23 protein-coding genes are annotated in these 20,450 nt (G+C 36.0%); 19 read left to right on the top strand and 4 right to left on the bottom strand.

What is annotated here, in order from left to right:
- Nucleotides 1-24: 24 nt before the first annotated feature.
- Nucleotides 25-894, bottom strand: a complete 870-nt coding sequence (locus AC4BB7_RS13820; RefSeq protein WP_490483412.1) for a Cof-type HAD-IIB family hydrolase — start codon at nucleotides 892-894, stop codon at nucleotides 25-27.
- Nucleotides 895-1,091: 197 nt separating this feature from the next.
- On the opposite strand from AC4BB7_RS13820, the gene AC4BB7_RS13815 reads away from it, so the two are divergent.
- From AC4BB7_RS13815 to AC4BB7_RS13795, 5 genes are all read left to right on the top strand, one after another.
- Nucleotides 1,092-1,775 carry a uracil-DNA glycosylase gene (locus tag AC4BB7_RS13815; RefSeq protein ID WP_086314044.1) on the top strand — a complete coding sequence of 228 codons (684 nt, stop codon included), beginning with the start codon at nucleotides 1,092-1,094 and terminating at the stop codon, nucleotides 1,773-1,775.
- A gap of 152 nt (nucleotides 1,776-1,927) precedes the next feature.
- Nucleotides 1,928-2,908, top strand: a complete 981-nt coding sequence (gene pta / locus AC4BB7_RS13810; protein ID WP_086314043.1) for a phosphate acetyltransferase — start codon at nucleotides 1,928-1,930, stop codon at nucleotides 2,906-2,908.
- 126 nt (nucleotides 2,909-3,034) lie between these two features.
- Entirely contained in the window at nucleotides 3,035-3,508 is a 474-nt protein-coding gene (gene tsaE, locus AC4BB7_RS13805; protein ID WP_490483411.1) for a tRNA (adenosine(37)-N6)-threonylcarbamoyltransferase complex ATPase subunit type 1 TsaE, read from the top strand.
- The gene (locus tag AC4BB7_RS13800) at nucleotides 3,505-4,026 is read left to right on the top strand and encodes a GNAT family N-acetyltransferase (protein ID WP_490483410.1); all 522 of its coding nucleotides are present in this window, start codon (nucleotides 3,505-3,507) and stop codon (nucleotides 4,024-4,026) included. Before tsaE ends, AC4BB7_RS13800 begins: the two co-directional genes overlap by 4 nt.
- 182 nt (nucleotides 4,027-4,208) lie before the next feature.
- On the top strand, nucleotides 4,209-5,537 hold the full coding sequence (locus tag AC4BB7_RS13795; RefSeq protein ID WP_490483409.1) for a 6-phospho-beta-glucosidase: 1,329 nt from the start codon (nucleotides 4,209-4,211) through the stop codon (nucleotides 5,535-5,537).
- 25 nt (nucleotides 5,538-5,562) lie between these two features.
- On the opposite strand, the gene AC4BB7_RS13790 is transcribed toward AC4BB7_RS13795, so the two are convergent.
- From AC4BB7_RS13790 to AC4BB7_RS13780, 3 genes are read right to left on the bottom strand one after another with little or no spacing between them, the layout of a single operon-like run.
- Nucleotides 5,563-6,315 carry a MurR/RpiR family transcriptional regulator gene (locus AC4BB7_RS13790; protein ID WP_010771198.1) on the bottom strand — a complete coding sequence of 251 codons (753 nt, stop codon included), beginning with the start codon at nucleotides 6,313-6,315 and terminating at the stop codon, nucleotides 5,563-5,565.
- Between the two features lie 17 nt (nucleotides 6,316-6,332).
- Nucleotides 6,333-6,857 carry a GNAT family N-acetyltransferase gene (locus tag AC4BB7_RS13785; protein ID WP_490483408.1) on the bottom strand — a complete coding sequence of 175 codons (525 nt, stop codon included), beginning with the start codon at nucleotides 6,855-6,857 and terminating at the stop codon, nucleotides 6,333-6,335.
- Nucleotides 6,858-6,877: 20 nt separating this feature from the next.
- On the bottom strand, nucleotides 6,878-7,351 hold the full coding sequence (locus AC4BB7_RS13780) for a GNAT family N-acetyltransferase (protein WP_490483407.1): 474 nt from the start codon (nucleotides 7,349-7,351) through the stop codon (nucleotides 6,878-6,880).
- Nucleotides 7,352-7,603: 252 nt separating this feature from the next.
- Between AC4BB7_RS13780 and AC4BB7_RS13775 the strand changes: the two genes are divergently transcribed.
- The 14 genes from AC4BB7_RS13775 (at nucleotide 7,604) to AC4BB7_RS13710 (ending at nucleotide 20,433) form a co-directional block, all read left to right on the top strand.
- On the top strand, nucleotides 7,604-7,813 hold the full coding sequence (locus AC4BB7_RS13775) for a hypothetical protein (protein WP_490483406.1): 210 nt from the start codon (nucleotides 7,604-7,606) through the stop codon (nucleotides 7,811-7,813).
- A gap of 27 nt (nucleotides 7,814-7,840) precedes the next feature.
- Nucleotides 7,841-8,350 carry a phage major tail protein, TP901-1 family gene (locus AC4BB7_RS13770; protein WP_490483405.1) on the top strand — a complete coding sequence of 170 codons (510 nt, stop codon included), beginning with the start codon at nucleotides 7,841-7,843 and terminating at the stop codon, nucleotides 8,348-8,350.
- Nucleotides 8,351-8,399: 49 nt separating this feature from the next.
- Nucleotides 8,400-8,741 carry a tail assembly chaperone gene (locus AC4BB7_RS13765; protein WP_490483404.1) on the top strand — a complete coding sequence of 114 codons (342 nt, stop codon included), beginning with the start codon at nucleotides 8,400-8,402 and terminating at the stop codon, nucleotides 8,739-8,741.
- Nucleotides 8,742-8,836: 95 nt separating this feature from the next.
- Entirely contained in the window at nucleotides 8,837-9,094 is a 258-nt protein-coding gene (locus AC4BB7_RS13760; RefSeq protein WP_086346281.1) for a hypothetical protein, read from the top strand.
- A 41-nt stretch (nucleotides 9,095-9,135) separates the two neighbouring features.
- Nucleotides 9,136-10,689 carry a phage tail protein gene (locus tag AC4BB7_RS13755; protein WP_490483403.1) on the top strand — a complete coding sequence of 518 codons (1,554 nt, stop codon included), beginning with the start codon at nucleotides 9,136-9,138 and terminating at the stop codon, nucleotides 10,687-10,689.
- A gap of 13 nt (nucleotides 10,690-10,702) precedes the next feature.
- Complete coding sequence (locus AC4BB7_RS13750) at nucleotides 10,703-11,470, top strand: distal tail protein Dit (protein ID WP_086314034.1); 768 nt, start codon at nucleotides 10,703-10,705, stop codon at nucleotides 11,468-11,470.
- Nucleotides 11,467-14,229, top strand: coding sequence for a phage tail spike protein (locus tag AC4BB7_RS13745; RefSeq protein WP_490483402.1), 2,763 nt, complete (start codon nucleotides 11,467-11,469; stop codon nucleotides 14,227-14,229). Before AC4BB7_RS13750 ends, AC4BB7_RS13745 begins: the two co-directional genes overlap by 4 nt.
- Nucleotides 14,230-14,254: 25 nt before the next feature.
- Entirely contained in the window at nucleotides 14,255-15,130 is an 876-nt protein-coding gene (locus AC4BB7_RS13740) for a phage baseplate upper protein (protein WP_490483401.1), read from the top strand.
- Nucleotides 15,130-15,360, top strand: a complete 231-nt coding sequence (locus tag AC4BB7_RS13735) for a hypothetical protein (RefSeq protein ID WP_010771210.1) — start codon at nucleotides 15,130-15,132, stop codon at nucleotides 15,358-15,360. The genes AC4BB7_RS13740 and AC4BB7_RS13735 overlap by 1 nt, the downstream gene beginning before the upstream one ends.
- On the top strand, nucleotides 15,357-15,677 hold the full coding sequence (locus AC4BB7_RS13730) for a collagen-like protein (RefSeq protein ID WP_086314031.1): 321 nt from the start codon (nucleotides 15,357-15,359) through the stop codon (nucleotides 15,675-15,677). Before AC4BB7_RS13735 ends, AC4BB7_RS13730 begins: the two co-directional genes overlap by 4 nt.
- On the top strand, nucleotides 15,677-16,195 hold the full coding sequence (locus AC4BB7_RS13725) for a hypothetical protein (protein ID WP_490483400.1): 519 nt from the start codon (nucleotides 15,677-15,679) through the stop codon (nucleotides 16,193-16,195). The genes AC4BB7_RS13730 and AC4BB7_RS13725 overlap by 1 nt, the downstream gene beginning before the upstream one ends.
- Nucleotides 16,196-16,353: 158 nt before the next feature.
- On the top strand, nucleotides 16,354-16,818 hold the full coding sequence (locus tag AC4BB7_RS13720) for a MarR family winged helix-turn-helix transcriptional regulator (protein ID WP_490483399.1): 465 nt from the start codon (nucleotides 16,354-16,356) through the stop codon (nucleotides 16,816-16,818).
- Nucleotides 16,815-18,551, top strand: a complete 1,737-nt coding sequence (locus tag AC4BB7_RS13715; protein ID WP_490483398.1) for an ABC transporter ATP-binding protein — start codon at nucleotides 16,815-16,817, stop codon at nucleotides 18,549-18,551. The genes AC4BB7_RS13720 and AC4BB7_RS13715 overlap by 4 nt, the downstream gene beginning before the upstream one ends.
- Entirely contained in the window at nucleotides 18,544-20,433 is a 1,890-nt protein-coding gene (locus AC4BB7_RS13710) for an ABC transporter ATP-binding protein (protein ID WP_490483397.1), read from the top strand. The genes AC4BB7_RS13715 and AC4BB7_RS13710 overlap by 8 nt, the downstream gene beginning before the upstream one ends.
- The last annotated feature ends 17 nt before the right edge of the window (nucleotides 20,434-20,450 follow it).

Raw genomic sequence — 20,450 nt, 5'->3', positions numbered from 1 at the left:
CTTATTGTTTATTAGCTTAGGTAGTTATAGGTTTTCTCGAATTGCTCGTAAGATGGCTTCGCCTACTCCATTTTCCAGATTTGTCGACGTAATGTATTTGGCATGATCTTTGACCTCTAACTCAGCATTTCCCATTGCAAAACTGACATCAGCCCACTGGAGCATACTCACATCATTAAAATTATCGCCGATAGTCATGACTTCCTTTTCAGAAATCCCACGATCTTTTGCAACATGAGCGACTGCGATTCCTTTTTGGGCATTTTTATGGTTGACTTCAATATTGTTTTGAGCGGATGAAGTAACAACTAAATCTGCTAGTTCTCTGATTTTAACACTTGCTGGAGCCAATGCTTTTGGTCCTTCCATACTGAAACCAATAATTTTTAAAACTTCGATGTCATCTTGTTGAATCAATGAGCGCATATCCTCAATATAAGTGATATCTAGTAGAGATAAATGAGCTGCAGCCATTGCAATTGCTACTTTGTATGTTAAATGGGGCATTGTTGTTGCAATATGTGAAGCAAAGTTTTCGATTCTTTTTTCTTGTTTTTCAGAATAGATCCCTTTATTGGTAGACACTTCAAAATAAATGTCGTTGGCCTCTAAAATATCTAAGATGTCATTTGCAGTTTCTTTTTCAATACCAGCAGTGAAAAGAGAATTACCTGCTTTATCAAATACTTTAGCACCGTTCAAAGTAATCATGGCACACTCGATTCCAGCTTCTTCTAACGCAGGTTTAGCCTCTGCATATGCTCTTCCTGTGGCAACCATAAATTCGATACCTAGACGTTCGGCTTCTTTAATCGCAGAAACATTGTCTTTTGAAATACCCATCTTTGAATCCAGTAGTGTTCCATCCATGTCTGAAGCAATCAGTTTAATCATAAAATTTTCTACACCTCGTTTATTTATCTTATCTATAGTTTACCATGTTTTTTCCATTTCAGTGCAGAAAAAATTCTCTTGTCACTTCTTAATAAATCCGCTATGCTAAAAGTGTAAAAGAAAGTTTTCAGAATAGAAGTTTTAATTATTAATAGTTCGTAAAATATTGAATTAAGCAAATCAAAGGAGGGCGACTAATGAAGGAAATCATTCATAATAGTTGGCAGGAAGTGTTAGAAGAAGAATTTACAAAGGAGTATTATTTAAATCTAAGAAAATTTTTAAAACAGGAATATAGCGATCAAACGATATATCCAGATATGTACCATATTTATTCTGCTTTAGAGTTAACACCGTACGAAGATGTAAAAGTTGTGATATTGGGGCAAGACCCGTATCATGGGCCCAACCAAGCTCATGGATTAAGTTTTTCTGTCCAACCAGGGGTTAGAACACCACCTTCGTTAATGAACATCTATAAAGAGCTTCAAGCGGATTTAGGTTATCCGCCTGTTTCACATGGATTTTTAGAAAGTTGGGCCAAACAAGGCGTTCTCTTATTAAATACTGTTTTAACTGTTCGCAATGGTCAAGCCTATTCTCATCGGGGACAAGGCTGGGAGAATTTGACGGATGCCATCATTAAAAAGTTGAATGAACGTGATCAGCCTATTGTCTTTATTTTATGGGGCAAACCGGCCCAAGAAAAAATCAAAATGATTGATACAAACAAACATATCATTATCAAGTCTCCACATCCAAGTCCTTTAGCAGCACATCGCGGTTTTTTTGGATCAAAACCATTCTCAAAAACCAATCAAGCTTTAGAACAATTAGGCGAAACACCAATCAACTGGCAGTTGCCTGATACAGTGTCTTAAAACAGCGAACTCTGTTATAGTGCAGAAGGACAAGTTTGTGAATATAATATCAGAATCAACATTTTTTACACTAATACAGCTATAAATAACTGTTATTTTCTTGCGGAATGGTGTATGATTAGATTGTATAAATAATCATTGGAGGGTATATCGTGGAATTATTCGATAGCTTAAAATTTAAAGTCATTCGCCGTAACATTAAAATTGTTTTCCCAGAAGCAACAGATCCTCGTATTTTAGGAGCTGCTGCTCGCTTGAAAGCAGAAGAGTTGATGGAACCGATCTTGATCGGTAAACAAGAAGCAATCGTGGAAGCAGCACATGCTCGCGGAATTAAAGCTTCTAACTTTACGATCATCGATCCAGATAATTATGATGGATGGGAAGATATGGTTCAAGCATTTGTTGAACGCCGTAATGGAAAAGTTACAGATGAAGATGCACGTAAGATTTTAAAAGATGTAAACTACTTTGGGACAATGCTAACTTACATGGGACTAGCTGATGGTATGGTTAGTGGAGCGATCCACTCAACTGGAGATACTGTTCGTCCAGCACTACAAATCATCAAAACAAAACCAGGTGTTAGCCGTACAAGTGGTGCGATGATCATGGTTCGTGGTCGCGACCAAGAAAAATATATCTTTGCAGATTGCGCGATCAATGTAAATCCAACAGCACAAGAGTTAGCTGAGATTGCAGTCGATAGTGCAAAAACAGCGGAATTATTCGATATCGAGCCAAAAGTTGCAATGATGAGTTTTTCAACAAAAGGTTCTGCTAAAGCACCTGAAGTTGATAAAGTTGTCGAAGCAACTAAAATTGCTAAAAGTTTAGCACCTGAACTTGAAATCGACGGTGAATTACAATTTGACGCATCATATGTTGCATCAGTTGCACAATTAAAAGCACCTAATTCACCTGTAGCTGGACAAGCAACAGTCTTTGTTTTCCCTGAATTACAGTCAGGAAATATTGGCTACAAGATCGCTCAACGTTTAGGTAACTTTGAAGCAATCGGTCCAATTTTACAAGGGTTGAACAAACCGGTTTCAGATTTATCACGTGGAGCAAACGAAGAAGATATCTACAAATTATCAATCATCACTGCTGCACAAACATTAATGAGCTAATTACATTTACTGGAGAACTCGAATCAAACGTTCAGCGTTTTGTTCTAGTTCTCTAGTTTTTTTTGTCATAATTCGGTATACTACACTACATAGAAACATGAATAGTTTAGATAGGCAGGTGAAAAAATGGATATACTAATTAATAATTCAGGTGAGACAGAAGCGATAGCTAAAATCATTGGTTCTGCCGCAGAGCCTGGTGACACGATCATTCTTTCTGGTGATTTAGGTGCAGGGAAAACTACGATGACTAAAGGGATTGCTTTAGGCTTAGGAATCGACCAAATGATCAAAAGCCCTACCTATACAATTATTCGAGAGTATCAGCAAGGGCGTCTACCGTTGTATCATATGGATGTGTATCGTATTGAAGGTGCCACCGATGATTTGGGCTTAGATGAATATTTTGAAGGGGACGGCTTATCTGTTGTTGAGTGGGGAAAATTATTGGGTGAATTTTTACCGACAGACTATTTAGATATAATGATCGAAAAAGATCTAGAAAATCTGGAAAAAAGAACAATATCATTTCAAGCGATTGGTTCGCAATCACAAATGTTTTTAGAACGTATTCAGAAAAAAATGGAGGAACATGCATGACAGAGGTTGAATTTACAATTCGGGAAGCTATTCCAGATGATGCAGCAGAGATTTTACATGCATTAAAAGTTATTGGCAGTGAGACGCCTTATCTCGTGATGGATGAAAAAGGAATGGAGATGACTCCCGTTGAGATGAGTGAGAACTTAGCAAATCTTTATGAATCATCGAACAACGTGTTGATGGTTGCCTTAGCAGATGGCAAAGTCATTGGTACGGCTTCTGTCAAAGCGTCATCAAAAAAACGTATGGAACACATTGGTGAGATCGGGATCAGTATCTTAAAAGACTTTTGGGGCTTTGGTTTAGGGAGTTTGATGATGGACGAGTTGATTTTATGGGCGAAGGAAAGCGAAGTGATTCGTCGTTTAGAATTAACGGTGCAGCATCGAAATCAGCGTGCGGTCCATGTTTATGAAAAAATGGGATTTAAAACAGAAGCGATCATGCCGCGAGGGGCGAAAACGGACGATGGTGAATTTTTAGATGTTCATTTAATGAGTATGATGATCGATTGAGATAAATAAAGTGTTGGACAGAAAAAGAATTTTGTTCAATGCTTTTTTAGTTACACTACGTTACCTAGATGTCACAAGTTACCTCTTCTTTCATCGTGTAACTACTTTTGTTTTTTCTATATATTGTTTTCTTCGTAAGCGCTATACTGAGGTCAGATAAAACGCTTAAGGAGCTGAACGAAATGTCAAAAGGAATTAAAATCGTTACAATTGGTGGAGGATCAAGTTACACACCAGAATTAGTAGAAGGATTTATTAAACGTTATGATGAATTGCCTGTGCGTGAATTATGGCTAGTTGATATTGAAGCAGGAAAAGAAAAACTAGAAATCGTTGGGGCTATGGCAAAACGTATGGTCAAAGCAGCTGGTGTTGATTGTGAGGTTCATTTAACGCTAGATCGTCGTGAAGCATTGAAAGATGCTGATTTTGTTACAACGCAATTACGTGTAGGATTATTAGATGCTCGTATTTTAGATGAACGAATTCCTTTAAGCCATGGGTTGATCGGTCAAGAAACAAATGGGGCCGGTGGAATTTTCAAAGCGTTAAGAACTGTTCCAGTGATTTTAGATATCGTAGAAGACATGAAAGAATTATGTCCAAATGCTTGGTTGATCAACTTTACAAATCCAGCAGGAATGGTAACAGAAGCTGTTTTACGTTATGGAAATTGGGATAAGGTTGTGGGATTATGTAACATTCCAGTTAACGCAGTATTTGAAGAAGCAGAGTTATTAGGTGAAAATAACCGCGACTTATTCTTCCAATTTGCTGGGATCAATCATTTACATTGGCACACGATTACAGATAAAAACGGGAATGATCGCACAGATGAACTGATCAAAGTGATGTACGGTCAAGATGATGCAAAGTCAATCGTAGCCAATATCAAAGACAATAACTTGATTTGGGAACAAGTTGAAAATTTACACATGGTTCCTTGTCCATACCACAACTATTATTACTATACAGATAAAATGTTAGCTGAAGAATTAGAAGACTTTAAAAACAATGGAACACGTGCCGAAAAAGTGAAAGAAATCGAACATGAATTGTTTGAACTATATAAAGATCCAAATCTAGATTACAAACCAAAACAATTAGCAGAACGTGGCGGCGCTCGTTATAGTGATGCAGCGTGTGAAATCATCAACTCTATCCATAATGATAAACGCACAACGATGACCGTTAGCACTAGAAACAATGGGACGATCACAGATTTACCAGCTGAAAGTGCCGTAGAAGTGACGTGTACGATTACAGGAAAAGGACCAGTCCCTTACAATTTCGGTAGCTTCAAACCTCAAGAACGTGGTTTGTTGCAAGTGATGAAATCAATGGAAGAATTAACAATTGAAGCAGCAGTTACCGGTGATTACGGTACGTTGCTACAAGCATTTACAATGAATCCATTGATCACAAGTGGCGATGTAGCAAAAGAGGTAATGGATGAACTATTAGAAGCGCATAAACAATATTTACCTGCATTCTTTAAAGAAAGTAACTAAACTAAAAAAGCAAGACTGCTCAATTTTATGAGTGGTCTTGCTTTTGTTTTTGCACTTCTTTTGCTAAATACTCAACGGTATAAAGTGCTGGAACTTGAGAGGTAATATCACTATCACCAATTCTTTCTGTTGAAATGTAATAAGGAATATTTACATCAGAAAGAGCCGCAATCGGTGACTTTTCACTATTTGTAATCGAAATGATCGAGCTATCATTTGTAATAAAATGATTCAGATAATTAATAATCGCTTCATTTTCACCACTGACAGAAAGAGCGATCACACAAACATTTTTCGCCATGCTTTTATTAAAAAAGTTAACTGGATGATTGATTGGATCTTCAATATGAAAGGCCATACTGAAAATAGATGAAAAGTACAACGCACCATATTCAGCAATAATATTTGATGATCCTGTCCCGATAAACAAAACAAGATCTTTCTCGGACAACAATTTCGCCGCTGCTTGAATTCGTTCTTGATAAAAAGTTTCGGTCGATCGTTGGATAAAATTAGTAAAAGATGTTTCATCTACAGCATGGGTGGTTACAGGTTCAGCCAATGATTTTCGATATAAATTCAATTTAATTTTAAATTCAGAAAATCCTTCGCAGCCAAATTTTCGGCAAAAACGCAAAATACTAGCTGTACTGCTATGGGTTTCTTTGGCCAATTCGCGAATTCTCATGTACACGACTTCATCGATATGAGAGGCAATATATTTATAAATTTCTAAATCGATGGGGCTAAGGTCAGGACTATGATCTAAAAATAACAAGTTACTCACTACTTTCCTTACTTATTTAAATCAATACTATAAACGAAGTGACGAACTGGTAGACCAGAATAATCTTTATCAAATTGTTTTACAATCGTCATGTTATTTTTTTCAGCAACTTTTTGAGAAGGACTATTGGTATCTCGGATAATCGAACAAATTTTTTCTGCATTTAATACATTTTTGGCATAAGTGATACATAATTTGCTAGCAGAGGTTGCATAACCTTGATTCCAATAACGTTTGTTGACTAAGTAACCAATTTCTAATAAGGAATCATTTTCAACTTCAGAATAAACAATACCACATTGTCCAATAAAATTATTCCTTTTTTTATCGATGATCGCCCACAAACCAAAACCATTTTCTTGATAGCTTTTTAAGTTCCAATTTAACCAATCTTTTACCTTTTCATCTGTGAATACTGATTCATATGCATACATTGTTTCTTCGTCTTGTAAAATCAAACATAAATCCTCAAAATCATTGAGCGTGAATTCTCTTAAATAGAGGTGTTCATTTTCGATTATTTTTTTAATCATTATACGTTTCTTCCTTTTTATCAAACTTCTAACTTCATATTCATGACGAATAGCGGTCCAAATTCTCCTTGGATAATTTTCTCTAAACGCTCAAAACCTGTTTTTTCATAGAGTGTTTGGGCAGCAATGTTATTTTTGTTTACTGCAAGAATGATTTCATTAATATCTGGGAAATTTGATCGAATGTAATCGGGTAGCGATTTTAGCACTGCTTTTGCGTAGCCATGTCCTTGATATCGCTTATCTGTAGAGAAGGTTCTGAGTAAAATAGCTTGTTCATTTGTTGTATATAAAGCAACATCTTTTTTTTCATCTAAAATAAAAAAATTTGTTAATTGTTTGTTTTCTATCCCTAAAATTGGATGGATAAAAGGGTTTGTCTGAGAAATTTGGATGGGTATTTCAGGAGTTCCTGTATAGAGTAATTGCTCATCATTTAATTGATAGTGCTGGATCATTGCTAAAAAATCAGCGGTGTACCGTTGTAAGAGCATGTTTTACACATCCTTTCATACATACTATTCCTGTATCAAAATAGGAAGAACTTCTATTATTTTACCACAGTAACTGGCTAAGACTGCAAAAAATAAGGTTGAAGTGCCCAAATAGTGACAGGAAAATAAAAGGAAGTCGGGATAATACCAACAGAAATCTGGGAGTTTGCACTCATTAATTCCACGTATACTAAGTTCATCAAGTAATAATTGTTGTATAACTTCGATAATCATAGTCGCCCGAGACTTTAAATGAGAGGAGATGTCAAAGCGAAATTGAACGATGTTTTTTTGAATACTAAAACAGATGTATCGTTTGAGCAGCAAGATAAGACAATCAAAAAACAGTTAAAAATTATCCGAAAGCTGCAAAAGCGGGTAAAAGAAGAACAACGAAGAAAAAATCAACTTGCATCTCAATTAAAGCGATCGCTTCAATTATTAGAAGAATTAAAACAGTAGTAACAGACTAAAGGAGGAAATGAACATATGACAGCATTAAGCGGAGTAGATGTAGTTTGGCGTTTTCGTTTAGCCGAAGACGAAGGAAATGAAAGTGCGTGGGGACTAGCCTACAGTACAGAAAATGGTTATTCAAAATCGAAAGAAAGTGAATCGACAGTAACGAAAGACGGTAGTGTTGTAACACCAGGAGCAACTGAAACAACAGTAACTGCTACAACGCTATACAAAATCGGTTCAACTCAAATCGATAAATTAGAAACAGCGATGGATGAAAATAAACGTGTTCAAATCTGGCGTATTAATACCAAAGAAATTGGCACGGGTAATAATGAAGGAAAGTATAAGGCAAAATATTTTGAAGGCTATTTTACTTCCTTTGAAGAAACGGATACAGCTGAAAATAAAGTGGAGTATTCTTTAGAATGGGCAATCGAAGGTGCAGGCAAGAATGGATTTGCTTCACTAGTTGTCGATGCAACAGCGGGTGGAGATTATGAATTTAAGGATACTGTGAAAGTAGAAGTTGCAGAATAAAAAAAGAGATAAGCAATGTTGATCTCTTTCGAACATTAGGAGGGAAATAATGGAACTTACGATCAATGAAAAATTATTTAACTTTAAATTTGGCTATGGCTTTTTAAAAGAAGTAAATCAACGATACTCTGTTGAACGAGGTGGTATGAAGCTTAAACTTGGTGTTGGAGCGATTATCTCAAATTTATTATTGTCTGATGTAGACACTCTTTTTGAAACATTATTGATTAGCAATATGACAGAAAAACCTCGAATTCAAGTCAAAGACTTAGAAGCTTATATAGAAGAAGTCGGTTCGCAAACATTATTCGAAGCGGTTATTGAAGAGCTAAAAAAGTCCGAATATACAGCAGTGATGGTGAACAAAATGTTGGAAGAAGCCGAGATTTAAAATCAGAAGAATCTGACTTTGAAGAAAGCTATCAGCAAGTTCAACTTAATTGTTTACGTTATTTAGATATGGATGACCTAAATGAAATTAATCGAATGACAATTCCCGAATATGAATTAAGAATCAAGGCTCATCAATTAAAGCGTTTGGATAGACACTATGATATTCACTTACAAGCTTGGGCAACTGTGATGGCAGGCCAAACAAAAAAAGGAAAACCAGTTTACCGAACATTTGAAAAATTCTTTAATTATCAAAAGGCTGAGGATAAAATACTTGGAAAACAGTATAGTTCAGTTTCGAAAGGTGAAAAAGATCAACTTCAAAATTGGATTGCTAATTTTAATTCATAGAAACATGGTGCTGACAAAATAAACTAGAAAGGAGGAAGATTATGGATAATAAAAAGGTCGATATAGATACAATGCCCGCTATAAAAGCTTTAGATTTGCTACAAAGTATTATAGAGAATACGGAAACAACTATTAATAAAAATATTTCAAAGATTTCTAATGTCATCAAAAGTGTTGTCAATACTGTAAAAAAAGTGATTGTGCTAACGATAGATGTGCTTTCAAGTGCAGTAAATAAAATCATTAAAGTAATGAAAATACTTAAAAACGCAGCTACAAATATAGTTAAAGGAATAACTTTTATAATGCAGAAGTTCCCTAAGATACTTGAGTCAAGTATGAAAGCTGTAGGTGAATTACTTTCTAAATTACTAGATACTCTTTTGCAAGTTATCGCTCAAAAAATACCGAAATTATCTGAGTTGGGAATACAATTAATTTCAAGTTTGATTGTTGGGTTAAAATCTCAAATTCCAATTTTTACGGCAGTTCTATCAGAATGGTTAGATGCTTTAATTGTAATGCTTAACGCAAGAATTCCAGCGGTTGTCCAATTTGGTTTGGATTTTATAAATCAAATGATTGTAGGCTTTAATATGAGTATCCCTCTATTAATGGACTTGATTAGTGCAACACTGGATTCTTTAATTTTATTGCTTAATACTAAGATTCCAGCGATTGTCCAATTTGGTATGAATTTTATAAACCAGATGATTACAGGGATTAGTGCGATGATTCCTTCCTTAATAAATTTAATTAGCTCAACTGCGGATTCTTTAATTGAGCTACTACATGCAAAAATACCAGAGCTTGTTCAATTTGGTATGGACTTTATAAACCAAATGATTGTAGGTTTGAACACAGCGATTCCCGGACTGACAGAATTGATAGGTTCAATGTTAGATTCATTGGTTATGCTACTCAACACCAAAATGCCAGACATTGTTCAGTTAGGTGTAGGATTTATAGATCAATTAATTAAAGGAATTACTGAAGAATCTCCTATTCTAAGCGATTTAATAGCACAAATTATTAAAGATTTACTTGATAAACTAGACAAATCATCTGAAGAAATTGCAAAAGTTGGAATGAAAATTATCAAAGATCTTAGTAAAGAATTTTCTGAAAATGGCTTTGATATTGGATATAATTTAATGAAGGGACTTATGGACGGTATTCAAGGGGCCAAAAGTGCTGTTCTTGAGAAAGCACATGAAATTGGTAAGGCAATTCAAGATAAATTCTGTAATATTTTCAATATTCATTCACCATCTCGTTGGATGCGCGATAAAATTGGTGCTATGTTACCAGCTGGTTTGGCAATCGGTATAGAAAGAAATGCTCATATTGTTGATAAACCAATGGATGATTTGACATCTAAAGTTTTCTTACCAAGTTTAGATAGCATTGACCAGCAAGTGGATAGTGTCCAAAAACTTTCAACACAATCCAGTAGCAGTAGCACACAAACCTTGCAAGTGGAAAAACAACCAGCAACCTTCAACATCAAACTCGGCAATCAACAATTCAAAGCTTTTGTTTCAGACATTTCAGAAGCAATGGGACAAGATTCTGCTATCAATTTAGCATTTTAGAAGGAGGGAAAAAATGTATTATTTTGAAGACACAACGAAAAAAGTTCACAAAGATGATTTGATCCTTCCTTCGTCAGCTATGCTGTATGACGGCCTTTATCTTGAAAAAATGATCACAGGCTACCGTACACTAGCTGTAACTGGTAGGGAAATGTTATCTCTCAATATAGAAACGCAAGAAACACAAGTCGGTAGTATCAAACTAAATCAAAAGCTACCTGCTAGAACAATCAAAGTAAGCTATCAATTAATTGGAAAAGACGCAAAAGATGTGCAAAAAAAATACCATCAGTTGATGCGTTTACTTTATAAAGAGTCAGATGTTGAGATTCGGTTTAAAGATGAGCTGGATTACCATTATTATGGACAATATATGACCACGGATGATGTACGTGGAGATACAAACAGCATTATTGCAAGTTTTGAAATTCTTTGTGCGGATCCTAAAAAATATTCTGTATTATTAAAAACAGATGGCGCAATCACTACCTATTTGCCTTATCCAACAACCCCTGAAAAAATTGAAGTCATTATTGCAAAATTTGGTTCATTAATGATTTCAAATGGAGATAAAACGATTAAAATTACCAGCTACAATTTAAGTGCTGGTGATCGAGTCATTTTTGATTTCCTAAAAGGAAAAGTTTTTGTAAATAAGCTGGATCAAACTTTTCTACTTGATTTAGAAAGTGATTTTGAAAATTTTACGATCCAAGAAGGTCAAACTATTGGTTGTAGCAATGGATCGATGATTATTTCTTATCGGGAGGTACAGCTATGAATAAAAGTGTTTATTTTTTTGATGAGCGACAGCACTTACTTCGGATCGTGAAAGAAAACGAGCTGATAGAAGTCATTCAGGAAAAAGAAATTACTTCAAATAAAGAAGAATTGATGAATGATACTCTAAATGTCTCCACTGTTTACGATGAAGAATTAAAACAAGCAGCGTATATGGCTGTAAAAGAGGAAGCTTCTTATTATAGCTTATACAGAATTATTTTAGACACTGAATCTGAGAACATTTTATCTTTTGTAGGAATTAGCTTTGCACCTGATGAACTTGATTCTTATGTAGTAAAAAATGTTGAAGCTAAAAACGATTCAATCAAAAATACAGTACAAAAACTTTTAACAGAAACAGAGTGGCGTTTAGGGAAAATCGATGCAAACTTACCTGTCATCACAGAAGATTTTAGTTTCCTCTCTGTGCGTGATGCATTAAAAAATATTCAAACAAAAGGCTGCGAAATTTTATTTAAATACAAAATAGATGGTATCGGTATCACAGATAAATGGCTAGAGATATATCGTGAAATTGGTGAACAAAGTAACCAGCGTTTTACTTACGGTGATAAAGCATTAAGTATCATAAAAGAACAAGATCGCAATCAAGTATATACAAGCCTGATTGGACGGGGCCGTGGTGAAGATGTCGGTGATGGAAAAGGCAAGCGTATTGAGTTTACAAATATAGAGTGGAAAAAAGCAAATGGCAAACCTTTAAATAAACCAAAGGGACAAAATTGGCTAGAATTTCCTGAAATGACAACACAATACGGCATCCCGCTAAAAAATGGCGGCATGAGAAAACGGGAAAAAGTCATCACGTTTGATGAAGAAGAAAGTCCAGAAAAATTACTTCAAAAAACATATGATTCACTCATTGAATATTCACGTCCACTCGTTCAATTTAAAACTGAAATTTTAGGTGGAGATACGATTGGAAATACTGTGACTATCCATAGACATGACCGAAACTATCACTACGAAACTCGCATTTTCAAAGTAAAAAACGATCGTTTGACGGGCAAAGTCGAAGCAGGGTTAGGAGATAATATTTCAAAAAGCATTTCAAAAGCTACTTCGGATTTAAAAGGGAACGTCGATTCTTTGGAAGAAAAGAAAATGACTTTTTATGATTCAGAAGAAATTTCAAAGTGGCAAGATGATATTATTCGTGGAGCCAAAGGCGGTTCTATAAAGCTTATGAACGGGATTGAAACGGGAAAATCAACTAGTCGTGAACCGTATCAAATGGTATGGATGAACAAGGATTCACTTGAGACCAGTGACCATTTTCTAGTTGCCAATAGTGAAGGTATCGGTTTTATTGATGGAGATTTTAATAAAGGAAAATATAAAACTGCTTGGACGATTGACGGAAAATTTAATGCTGATTTTATTCAAGCTGGGACAATTAGAGGTCGAACAATTGAAGGTTGCGAGTTCAAGACGCTAGATGACACATTTCAAATAAAAATTCTAAATGGAAATATTATTTTCAGCGATAAAAAGGTAAATAAAAGATTAGGTTCCATAAGTGCAACGACAAGTGATGGCAAAGTTAATGGATTTGCAGTCATTCAACAACCAGGTTTTATTTTTTCATTAAATTCTGGAAGTAAAGATAAAGAAAATACTTCTAACTATGTTATTCAAATACCAAAAGATAGCACAATGGAAGAGCCTAAGCTAAATTCACGAGCAATTTGGAATCATAATGGGGATTTGCATATTAATGGCAAGCTATTTCTTAATGGCAAAGAAATAACCGGTAACGGCAGTGGAGGATCTGGTAGCATCGGTGGAGGAATACCACCAGAACTAACAACCGACCAAGAAAAAAATGCTTGGGGCATCTGGCAATTCTTTAAAAATAAAGGCTGGAGTGAACAATCGATTGCTGGAATGCTAGGGAATATCCAATCAGAATCGGGGATCATGCCTGATATCGACGAACTAAGTGGCGGCGGCGGTTATGGACTAACTCAATGGACACCTAAATCCAAGCTAGTTAATTGGTGTAATGAAAATGGATTGGATCATCGAACGCTGGATTCCCAATGTCAACGAATACAATGGGAAATGGAAAATAATCAGCAATGGTTTCCAAACTATGAAAGACCAGATTTATCAAACATCTCTTTTAGAGATTTCACTAAGCTTTCGGATGTTAAATTGTCAGCAGAATATTTTATTGCATTTTACGAGCATCCTAAATATCCTAATCAACCAGTAAGGGCACAACAAGCTCAATACTGGTATGACAAGTTAAGAAATTTGAAACCAGGAGCGTCAACGGGAGCTGCGGGACTAGCTCATTTAGACACCTTATATAAGCAACCCTTAGGAAATGGACAGTGTTATGCAGTGCCTGCAGAGTATTCTGGATTTTTAGGTGGTTGTGGTTTAGGCGCAAGTACGGGCTATCCGTTAAGCCATAACATAGGAGACACAGAAGCAGCGGCGGAAATCGGTAGCGCTTATGATTGGGCTGCTGTTGGATGGAAAGTAATATATAACCCATCATATAAGCAGTTAGTACCAGGTGCAATTATCAACTGGAAACGCGGTGGAAACATCGGTGGTTTTAACGTTGACTATACCTATGGTCATACAGGCGTTATTCGAGGGTTAACCCCTGGTGGTTTCCAAACCTATGAACAAAATATCGGATTAGGGCAGGTCGTTGGTAAATATGAACGCCCGTGGGTTGGATCAAGCGAGATCAGTTCGATCGTTATTCCGCCAAAATAATCAATTTTTAGAAAGGAGTGAGTAAATGTCAATCGTATATCCAATTTTTCTATCAACGACACAACCAAACGACAATATTCCAACAATTATGGTTCGTCAATTTGACGAAGGAACCCAAGTCTTGGCTGTGACAATAACAGAACATGGAAAACCAAAAGACATTTCAAATTTAACCCCTTTTTTCTGCGTCAAACAAGGACATCATGCGGGGCTTGGTTTATCCGAGCAAAAGGTCACTAAAATCATCGACGCAAAAAAAGGAAAATTAGAATACACATTAACAAATTACGATATGCAAAATGTCGGAGAAAATACTGCTTACTTTAGTTTTAGAGAATTACAGAAAGATTTAAGCTGGCGACAACAATTTTCAACACGGGATTTTGCTTATCAAGTCAAAGAAAGTATTTACGATGATGGTATCAAAGATAGTAACTATATTTGGACATTTGAGGAAATCTTACGCTATTTCACTGAATGGGTGAAAACATGCCAGGAGATTTATGATGATTGGTATTTAGTAGCACAAGAAGAATTGCAGCGTATTATTGCAGAGTTTCAAAGTTGGATCACAACAAATCAAGAGCGATACGATCAATGGACGACAGTTCAAAGAGCAGAATTCGATCAATGGTTTGCAACGATCAAAGAAATCTTAGATGAAAATGCTGCGGGGAATCTTTTAAATTTAATTGAAGAGTTAAAACAAGCACATTTCACGTTGAAAAGTGGTGAAGCTGGAATCCTTAGAACGATCCGAGATGATAAATTTAGCTTAAATCACGGCGTAACCAAATTAGGAACAGTTACACATAAAAAAGAAGCTTCAGCTTTAGTAATAGCTGAAATTGATAGTGAAAAACAAAAGACTTTCTTCATAAGAAAGGTAGGTTCAGTTTGATGGCAAATGAAGTAGAAATAAAAAAAGTCATGGAAACGGATGAAGCGGGTGTACAACGCCAAGTTTTTCCAGAAACACACGTTAGTGCAATCCTTGGTTTAGATAAAATCGAAACAGTAGGAAGCGGTGTGACTTCGATCAATGGAAAAACGGGAGATATTACGTTGACTGCTAAAGATTTAGGCGTTGAAGGAACAGGAATATCAATAGAGAAGGTGGGAACAGTATGACAGATATCGTCGAATTAAAAAGTGATGGTGTTGTTGTTTATCCTAAAACACACGTAAATGCGGTGGAAGGTTTAACAACAATCAAAGGTGAAAAAGGAGATATAGGTCCAGCAGGTCCGCAAGGAGCAATGGGCGCAACAGGACCTCAGGGCTTAAAAGGTGCTACTGGTGCTGCGGGACCACAAGGACCAGCGGGCGTAAATGCAACAACGACAACTACCGCAACGCAAACAGTCAACGGACTGATGAGTGCAGTAGACAAGAAAAAATTAGATACATTACCAACAATAACGTTTAGTAAGGTGGGAGCAGTATAATGGCAGATATCGTACAATTAGAAGAAAAAGGGAATTTGTTGTATCCGAAGACGCATACAAGTGCTATTGATAATTTTGATGAAGCAGTGGTGAAAAAAACTGGGAATGAAGACATTGCTGGGGTTAAGAATTTTAAGGATGAAATTCAGCAAAATGGTAAGCCTGTCTTAACAGAGCTTCAAAAAGATGCACTATGGACTGGGGGATGGGTTATGAATACTACACAAACAGTAACTCCTAAAAAGAAATTATCAGAATGTCAAACTGGCTGGATTTTAAGATGGCAAAGAATTTTAGGCGGAGAAGTTAAGTTTCAAGAGTATAACTACTCGTATATACCTAAGCAACATGCAACAGATGCTGTCGGCATGGGGATATGTTGTATAATGGACTCTGGGTCTGGTGATTCAAGATCTGTTAAATATATTTACGTTAGAGATGAGAATATAAAAGGTCATGGTAATAATAGTATAAATCCATCGGGTTCGTTCGTTTTGACTAAGGTATTTGAATTCTAAATTTTTAACAAGATTGCGCTAAAAACATAGCACAAAGGTACTCATATTGAGTATCTTTTTTGCTTAGTTAAAAAACTATATTGAAAATTTCCTTGACCTAACAATAACCTTCATCGTACTATAGTTAGGAACCGAACTATTTAATAAGGAGGTAAATCATGGACAGAAAAATCGGTCTAAAAATCAGGATTTTAGCCAACGAACTCAATCGAAAAGCAGCAGAAATTCTAAAAGAAGACGACGGCGAGGCCTCTTCAAGTATCCAAATGCGCATTCTTAATTTTATTCACCGCCGTAATAGTCAACAAATACCCGTCTATCAAAAAGATATAGAGCAAGAATTTGATATTCGCCGTTCTACTGCGACAGGTGTTCTGCAAACGATGGAGAAACGCTTATTCATTGAACGAAGTAGCTGTAAAGAAGATAATCGTTTTAAAACCATAATCTTAACTGACCTAGGGAAACAAAAAGTCAAAGAAAACATCGTGAAGCTACATAAATTTGATGCATTACTTGTTCAAGGAATTACTGAAGAGGAGCTGATAATCTTCTTTAAAGTGATGGGGAAATTATCTGAGAATAGCAAACAAATAAATAAGGAAGGTGATCTGATTACATGATAAAAAAACTAATTTCGAATATTGGTGTCTATAAAAAAGAAAGTATTATTACCCCACTTTATGTAACAGGGGAAGTGATTTTAGATATTATCATCCCTTTAGTTATGGCGATGATGATCGATAACGGCATCGAAAAAGGAAATACCAAAGCGATTTTAATGTATGGCGCGATTTTATTTGTTTGTGCAATTATTGCCTTGTTTTTTGGTGCGATGTCAGGTCGATATGCTGCTGTGGCATCAGCTGGCTTTGCCAAAAATTTACGAGATCAATTGTTTGTTCGTATCCAAGGGTTTTCATTTTCAAACATTGATCGTTTTTCCACGTCAAGTTTGATTACACGAATGACAACAGACGTGACCAATGTTCAAAATGCTTATCAAATGATTATTCGGCTTTTAGTTCGCAGTCCGTTGATCATGATTTTTTCATTAGTGATGGCGTTTAGTATCAACAAGGATCTATCATTGATTTATTTAGGCGTTGTGCCCTTTCTTATGATTGGTCTTGCAGCTGTTATTTATTTTGCACATCCGAATTTTAATAAGGTTTTTCGGATCTATGACAAACTAAATAATGTTGTTCAAGAAAATCTACAAGGGATTCGGGTAGTTAAATCTTATGTAAGAGAAAAGCATGAAGACGAGAAGTTCAAAACAGTATCTAAAGATATCTACAAAACATTCGCAAAAGCACAAAGTATTGTTGCATTCAATAATCCTATTTTACAGTTTGCAGTATATACATGTATGTTACTGATTTCATGGTTAGGAGCAAAATTTGTAGTTGGTAGCACGTTGACCACTGGAGAGTTAGTCAGCATGTTTACCTACACAATGCAGATTTTGATGAGTTTAAATATGTTATCGATGGTTTTTGTCATTGTATTGATTGCACGGACTTCGGCTGAACGGATCACAGAAGTATTATCTGAAGAAAGTGATTTAAAAAATAATGCAAATCCTCTTTTTGAAATACCGGATGGCTCTGTTCGATTTAACGATGTATGTTTTAGTTATGCGAATGATCTTGAAAAATTGGCATTGATGCATGCGAATATGGAGATAAAATCTGGCGAAGTGATTGGAATCGTTGGTGGGACAGGTAGTTCTAAGTCAACATTAGTTCAGTTGATTCCAAGATTATATGATGTGACACAAGGTTCAGTAGAAGTTGGTGGACACGATGTTCGTGAATATGATCTGAAGTCATTGCGAGATCAAGTCAGCATGGTTTTACAAAATAATGTGCTGTTCACAGGAACAATCAAAGAAAATCTGCGCTGGGGAAATGAAGATGCGACAGATGAAGACTTGATCAGAGTCTGTAAAATTGCACAAGCTGATAGCTTCATTCAAGAATTTCCAGATAAATACGATACATTGATTTCCCAAGGTGGAAATAACGTTTCTGGGGGACAAAAACAGCGTCTGTGTATTGCCCGAGCATTGTTGAAGAAACCTAAAATTTTAATTTTGGATGATTCAACAAGTGCAGTAGACACGAAAACAGACCGCTTGATCAGAGAAGGAATGAGACAAGAAATTCCTGGAACGACAACATTTATTATCGGTCAGCGTGTGTCTTCTATTGAAGATTCTGATCGGATTATTGTCATGGACAAAGGCTTGATCAATGCCATTGGAACACACGATGAATTATTAGCGAATAACCAGATTTATCAAGAAGTGTATGAATCTCAAAAGAAAGGATTTGGTGAAGAGGATGCGTGATGAACAAACAAAAGGGATTCAGAAAAATCAAGATCCTTTGAAAACGTTGAAACGACTGTTTTCATATATGTTTAAAAAGTACAAGCTACAGCTCATACTGGTACTGATTCTCATATTACTTAGTACTTTTGCTAACGTTCGTGGCTCGCTCTTCTTACAAGTGGTGATCGATGATTATATTACGCCGCTACTTGGACAAGATAATCCTAATTTTTCTGGACTATTAAAGGCAATTATGACAATGGCACTGATTTATGGGGTAGGAATTATTTCAAATTTGTTGTCTAACTTAATCATGGTACGAATTAGTGAAGGGACTCAAAAAACGATTCGTGATGAGATGTTTACCCATCTCGAAACATTGCCGATTCGTTATTTTGATTCACATTCTGACGGAGATATTATGAGTCATTTTACGAATGATACGGATACTTTAAGGCAAATGATTTCTCAAAGCATTCCCAATCTAGTCATGGCTGTTGTTAGTTTTATTAGTGTGTTTATTGCAATGTTTACCATTAGTGTTCCGCTGACGCTTGTTGTGATTGTTTCTGTTTCTGTGATGATTGTTACGATTCGTCTGATTGCTGGTCGTAGTAGCCAGTATTTCGGGAAACAACAACGTGATTTAGGAAGTGTGAACGGTTATATCGAAGAAATCATGCATGGACAAAAAGTGGTGAAGATTTTTAATCATGAGCCACAAACAATCAAACAATTTAAAGCTATGAATGAAGAACTGCGACAAAGCGCTACTCAAGCAAATAAGTATGCCAATAGTTTGATGCCGATCATGATGAATTTATTAAATATTCAGTACGTACTTCTAGCAGTAGTTGGAGGAATTTTTTCAGTATATGGTGTTTCTGGTTTAACGATTGGGATGATCGCTTCTTTTCTCCAATTAAGCCGCTCTTTGAATATGCCGATCAGTCAAGTGTCTCAACAAATAAATTTTGTTATCATGGCATTATCTGGAGCTGACCGAATCTTTACTTTGATCGATGAAAAGTCAGAGGTAGATGATGGCTACGTGACGTTAGTTAATGTGAATCGACATGGAGATAAATTAGTTGAAAGTGAAACTAGAACGGGTATCTGGGCTTGGAGACATCCGCATAATGATGGTACAGTGACCTATACTGAATTAACTGGAGACGTGCGTTTTGAAGATGTGTCTTTTGGGTATACAGATAAAAACAGAGTCTTAAAGTACATCAATCTCTATGCAGAACCAGGGCAAAAAGTCGCTTTTGTTGGAGCTACAGGCGCGGGGAAAACAACGATCACTAACTTGATCAATCGTTTTTACGATATTCAAGAAGGGAAAATACGTTATGATGGAATCAACGTGAAAAAAATCAAAAAAAGTTCTTTAAGAAGATCATTAGGGATTGTCTTGCAGGATACCCATTTATTTACGGGAACGATTCGTGAGAATATTCGTTATGGAAAATTAAATGCATCGGATGAAGACGTGATCAAAGCAGCTCAGTTAGCGAATGCGGAAGACTTTATCAATAATTTACCTGAGAAATATGATACTGTGATCACAGGTGATGGTGATGGATTGTCGCAAGGGCAACGCCAATTATTATCGATTGCCCGGGCTGCAATCGCAGATCCGCCTGTCATGATCTTAGATGAAGCAACGTCAAGTATTGATACCAGAACGGAAAAACATGTACAAGCAGGGATGGATCGTTTGATGAAGGGAAGAACGGTATTTGTTATTGCCCATCGATTATCGACTATTCAAAATTCAGATGCGATCATGGTGATGGATCATGGACGAATCATCGAACGAGGGAGTCATGAGGACTTGCTCAAAGAAAAAGGAATTTATCATCAACTTTACACAGGAAAAGTAGAACTTTCATAAACATAATAAAAAAACAC

The sequence above is a fragment of the Enterococcus sp. AAFC-DPL-5182 genome (genome assembly GCF_058216605.1).
This window is presented reverse-complemented; position numbering and strand designations above follow the sequence as displayed.

Excerpts from the sequence above, each read along its gene's own strand:
- AC4BB7_RS13820 (WP_490483412.1), bottom strand. The coding sequence starts at position 894 with ATGATTAAACTGATTGCTTCAGACATGGATGGAACACTACTGGATTCA.
- AC4BB7_RS13815 (WP_086314044.1), top strand. The coding sequence starts at position 1,092 with ATGAAGGAAATCATTCATAATAGTTGGCAGGAAGTGTTAGAAGAAGAA.
- tsaE (WP_490483411.1), top strand. The coding sequence starts at position 3,035 with ATGGATATACTAATTAATAATTCAGGTGAGACAGAAGCGATAGCTAAA.
- AC4BB7_RS13800 (WP_490483410.1), top strand. The coding sequence starts at position 3,505 with ATGACAGAGGTTGAATTTACAATTCGGGAAGCTATTCCAGATGATGCA.
- AC4BB7_RS13795 (WP_490483409.1), top strand. The coding sequence starts at position 4,209 with ATGTCAAAAGGAATTAAAATCGTTACAATTGGTGGAGGATCAAGTTAC.
- AC4BB7_RS13785 (WP_490483408.1), bottom strand. The coding sequence starts at position 6,857 with ATGATTAAAAAAATAATCGAAAATGAACACCTCTATTTAAGAGAATTC.
- AC4BB7_RS13780 (WP_490483407.1), bottom strand. The coding sequence starts at position 7,351 with ATGCTCTTACAACGGTACACCGCTGATTTTTTAGCAATGATCCAGCAC.
- AC4BB7_RS13775 (WP_490483406.1), top strand. The coding sequence starts at position 7,604 with ATGAGAGGAGATGTCAAAGCGAAATTGAACGATGTTTTTTTGAATACT.
- AC4BB7_RS13770 (WP_490483405.1), top strand. The coding sequence starts at position 7,841 with ATGACAGCATTAAGCGGAGTAGATGTAGTTTGGCGTTTTCGTTTAGCC.
- AC4BB7_RS13765 (WP_490483404.1), top strand. The coding sequence starts at position 8,400 with ATGGAACTTACGATCAATGAAAAATTATTTAACTTTAAATTTGGCTAT.
- AC4BB7_RS13760 (WP_086346281.1), top strand. The coding sequence starts at position 8,837 with ATGACAATTCCCGAATATGAATTAAGAATCAAGGCTCATCAATTAAAG.
- AC4BB7_RS13755 (WP_490483403.1), top strand. The coding sequence starts at position 9,136 with ATGGATAATAAAAAGGTCGATATAGATACAATGCCCGCTATAAAAGCT.
- AC4BB7_RS13750 (WP_086314034.1), top strand. The coding sequence starts at position 10,703 with ATGTATTATTTTGAAGACACAACGAAAAAAGTTCACAAAGATGATTTG.
- AC4BB7_RS13745 (WP_490483402.1), top strand. The coding sequence starts at position 11,467 with ATGAATAAAAGTGTTTATTTTTTTGATGAGCGACAGCACTTACTTCGG.
- AC4BB7_RS13740 (WP_490483401.1), top strand. The coding sequence starts at position 14,255 with ATGTCAATCGTATATCCAATTTTTCTATCAACGACACAACCAAACGAC.
- AC4BB7_RS13735 (WP_010771210.1), top strand. The coding sequence starts at position 15,130 with ATGGCAAATGAAGTAGAAATAAAAAAAGTCATGGAAACGGATGAAGCG.
- AC4BB7_RS13730 (WP_086314031.1), top strand. The coding sequence starts at position 15,357 with ATGACAGATATCGTCGAATTAAAAAGTGATGGTGTTGTTGTTTATCCT.
- AC4BB7_RS13725 (WP_490483400.1), top strand. The coding sequence starts at position 15,677 with ATGGCAGATATCGTACAATTAGAAGAAAAAGGGAATTTGTTGTATCCG.
- AC4BB7_RS13720 (WP_490483399.1), top strand. The coding sequence starts at position 16,354 with ATGGACAGAAAAATCGGTCTAAAAATCAGGATTTTAGCCAACGAACTC.
- AC4BB7_RS13715 (WP_490483398.1), top strand. The coding sequence starts at position 16,815 with ATGATAAAAAAACTAATTTCGAATATTGGTGTCTATAAAAAAGAAAGT.
- AC4BB7_RS13710 (WP_490483397.1), top strand. The coding sequence starts at position 18,544 with ATGCGTGATGAACAAACAAAAGGGATTCAGAAAAATCAAGATCCTTTG.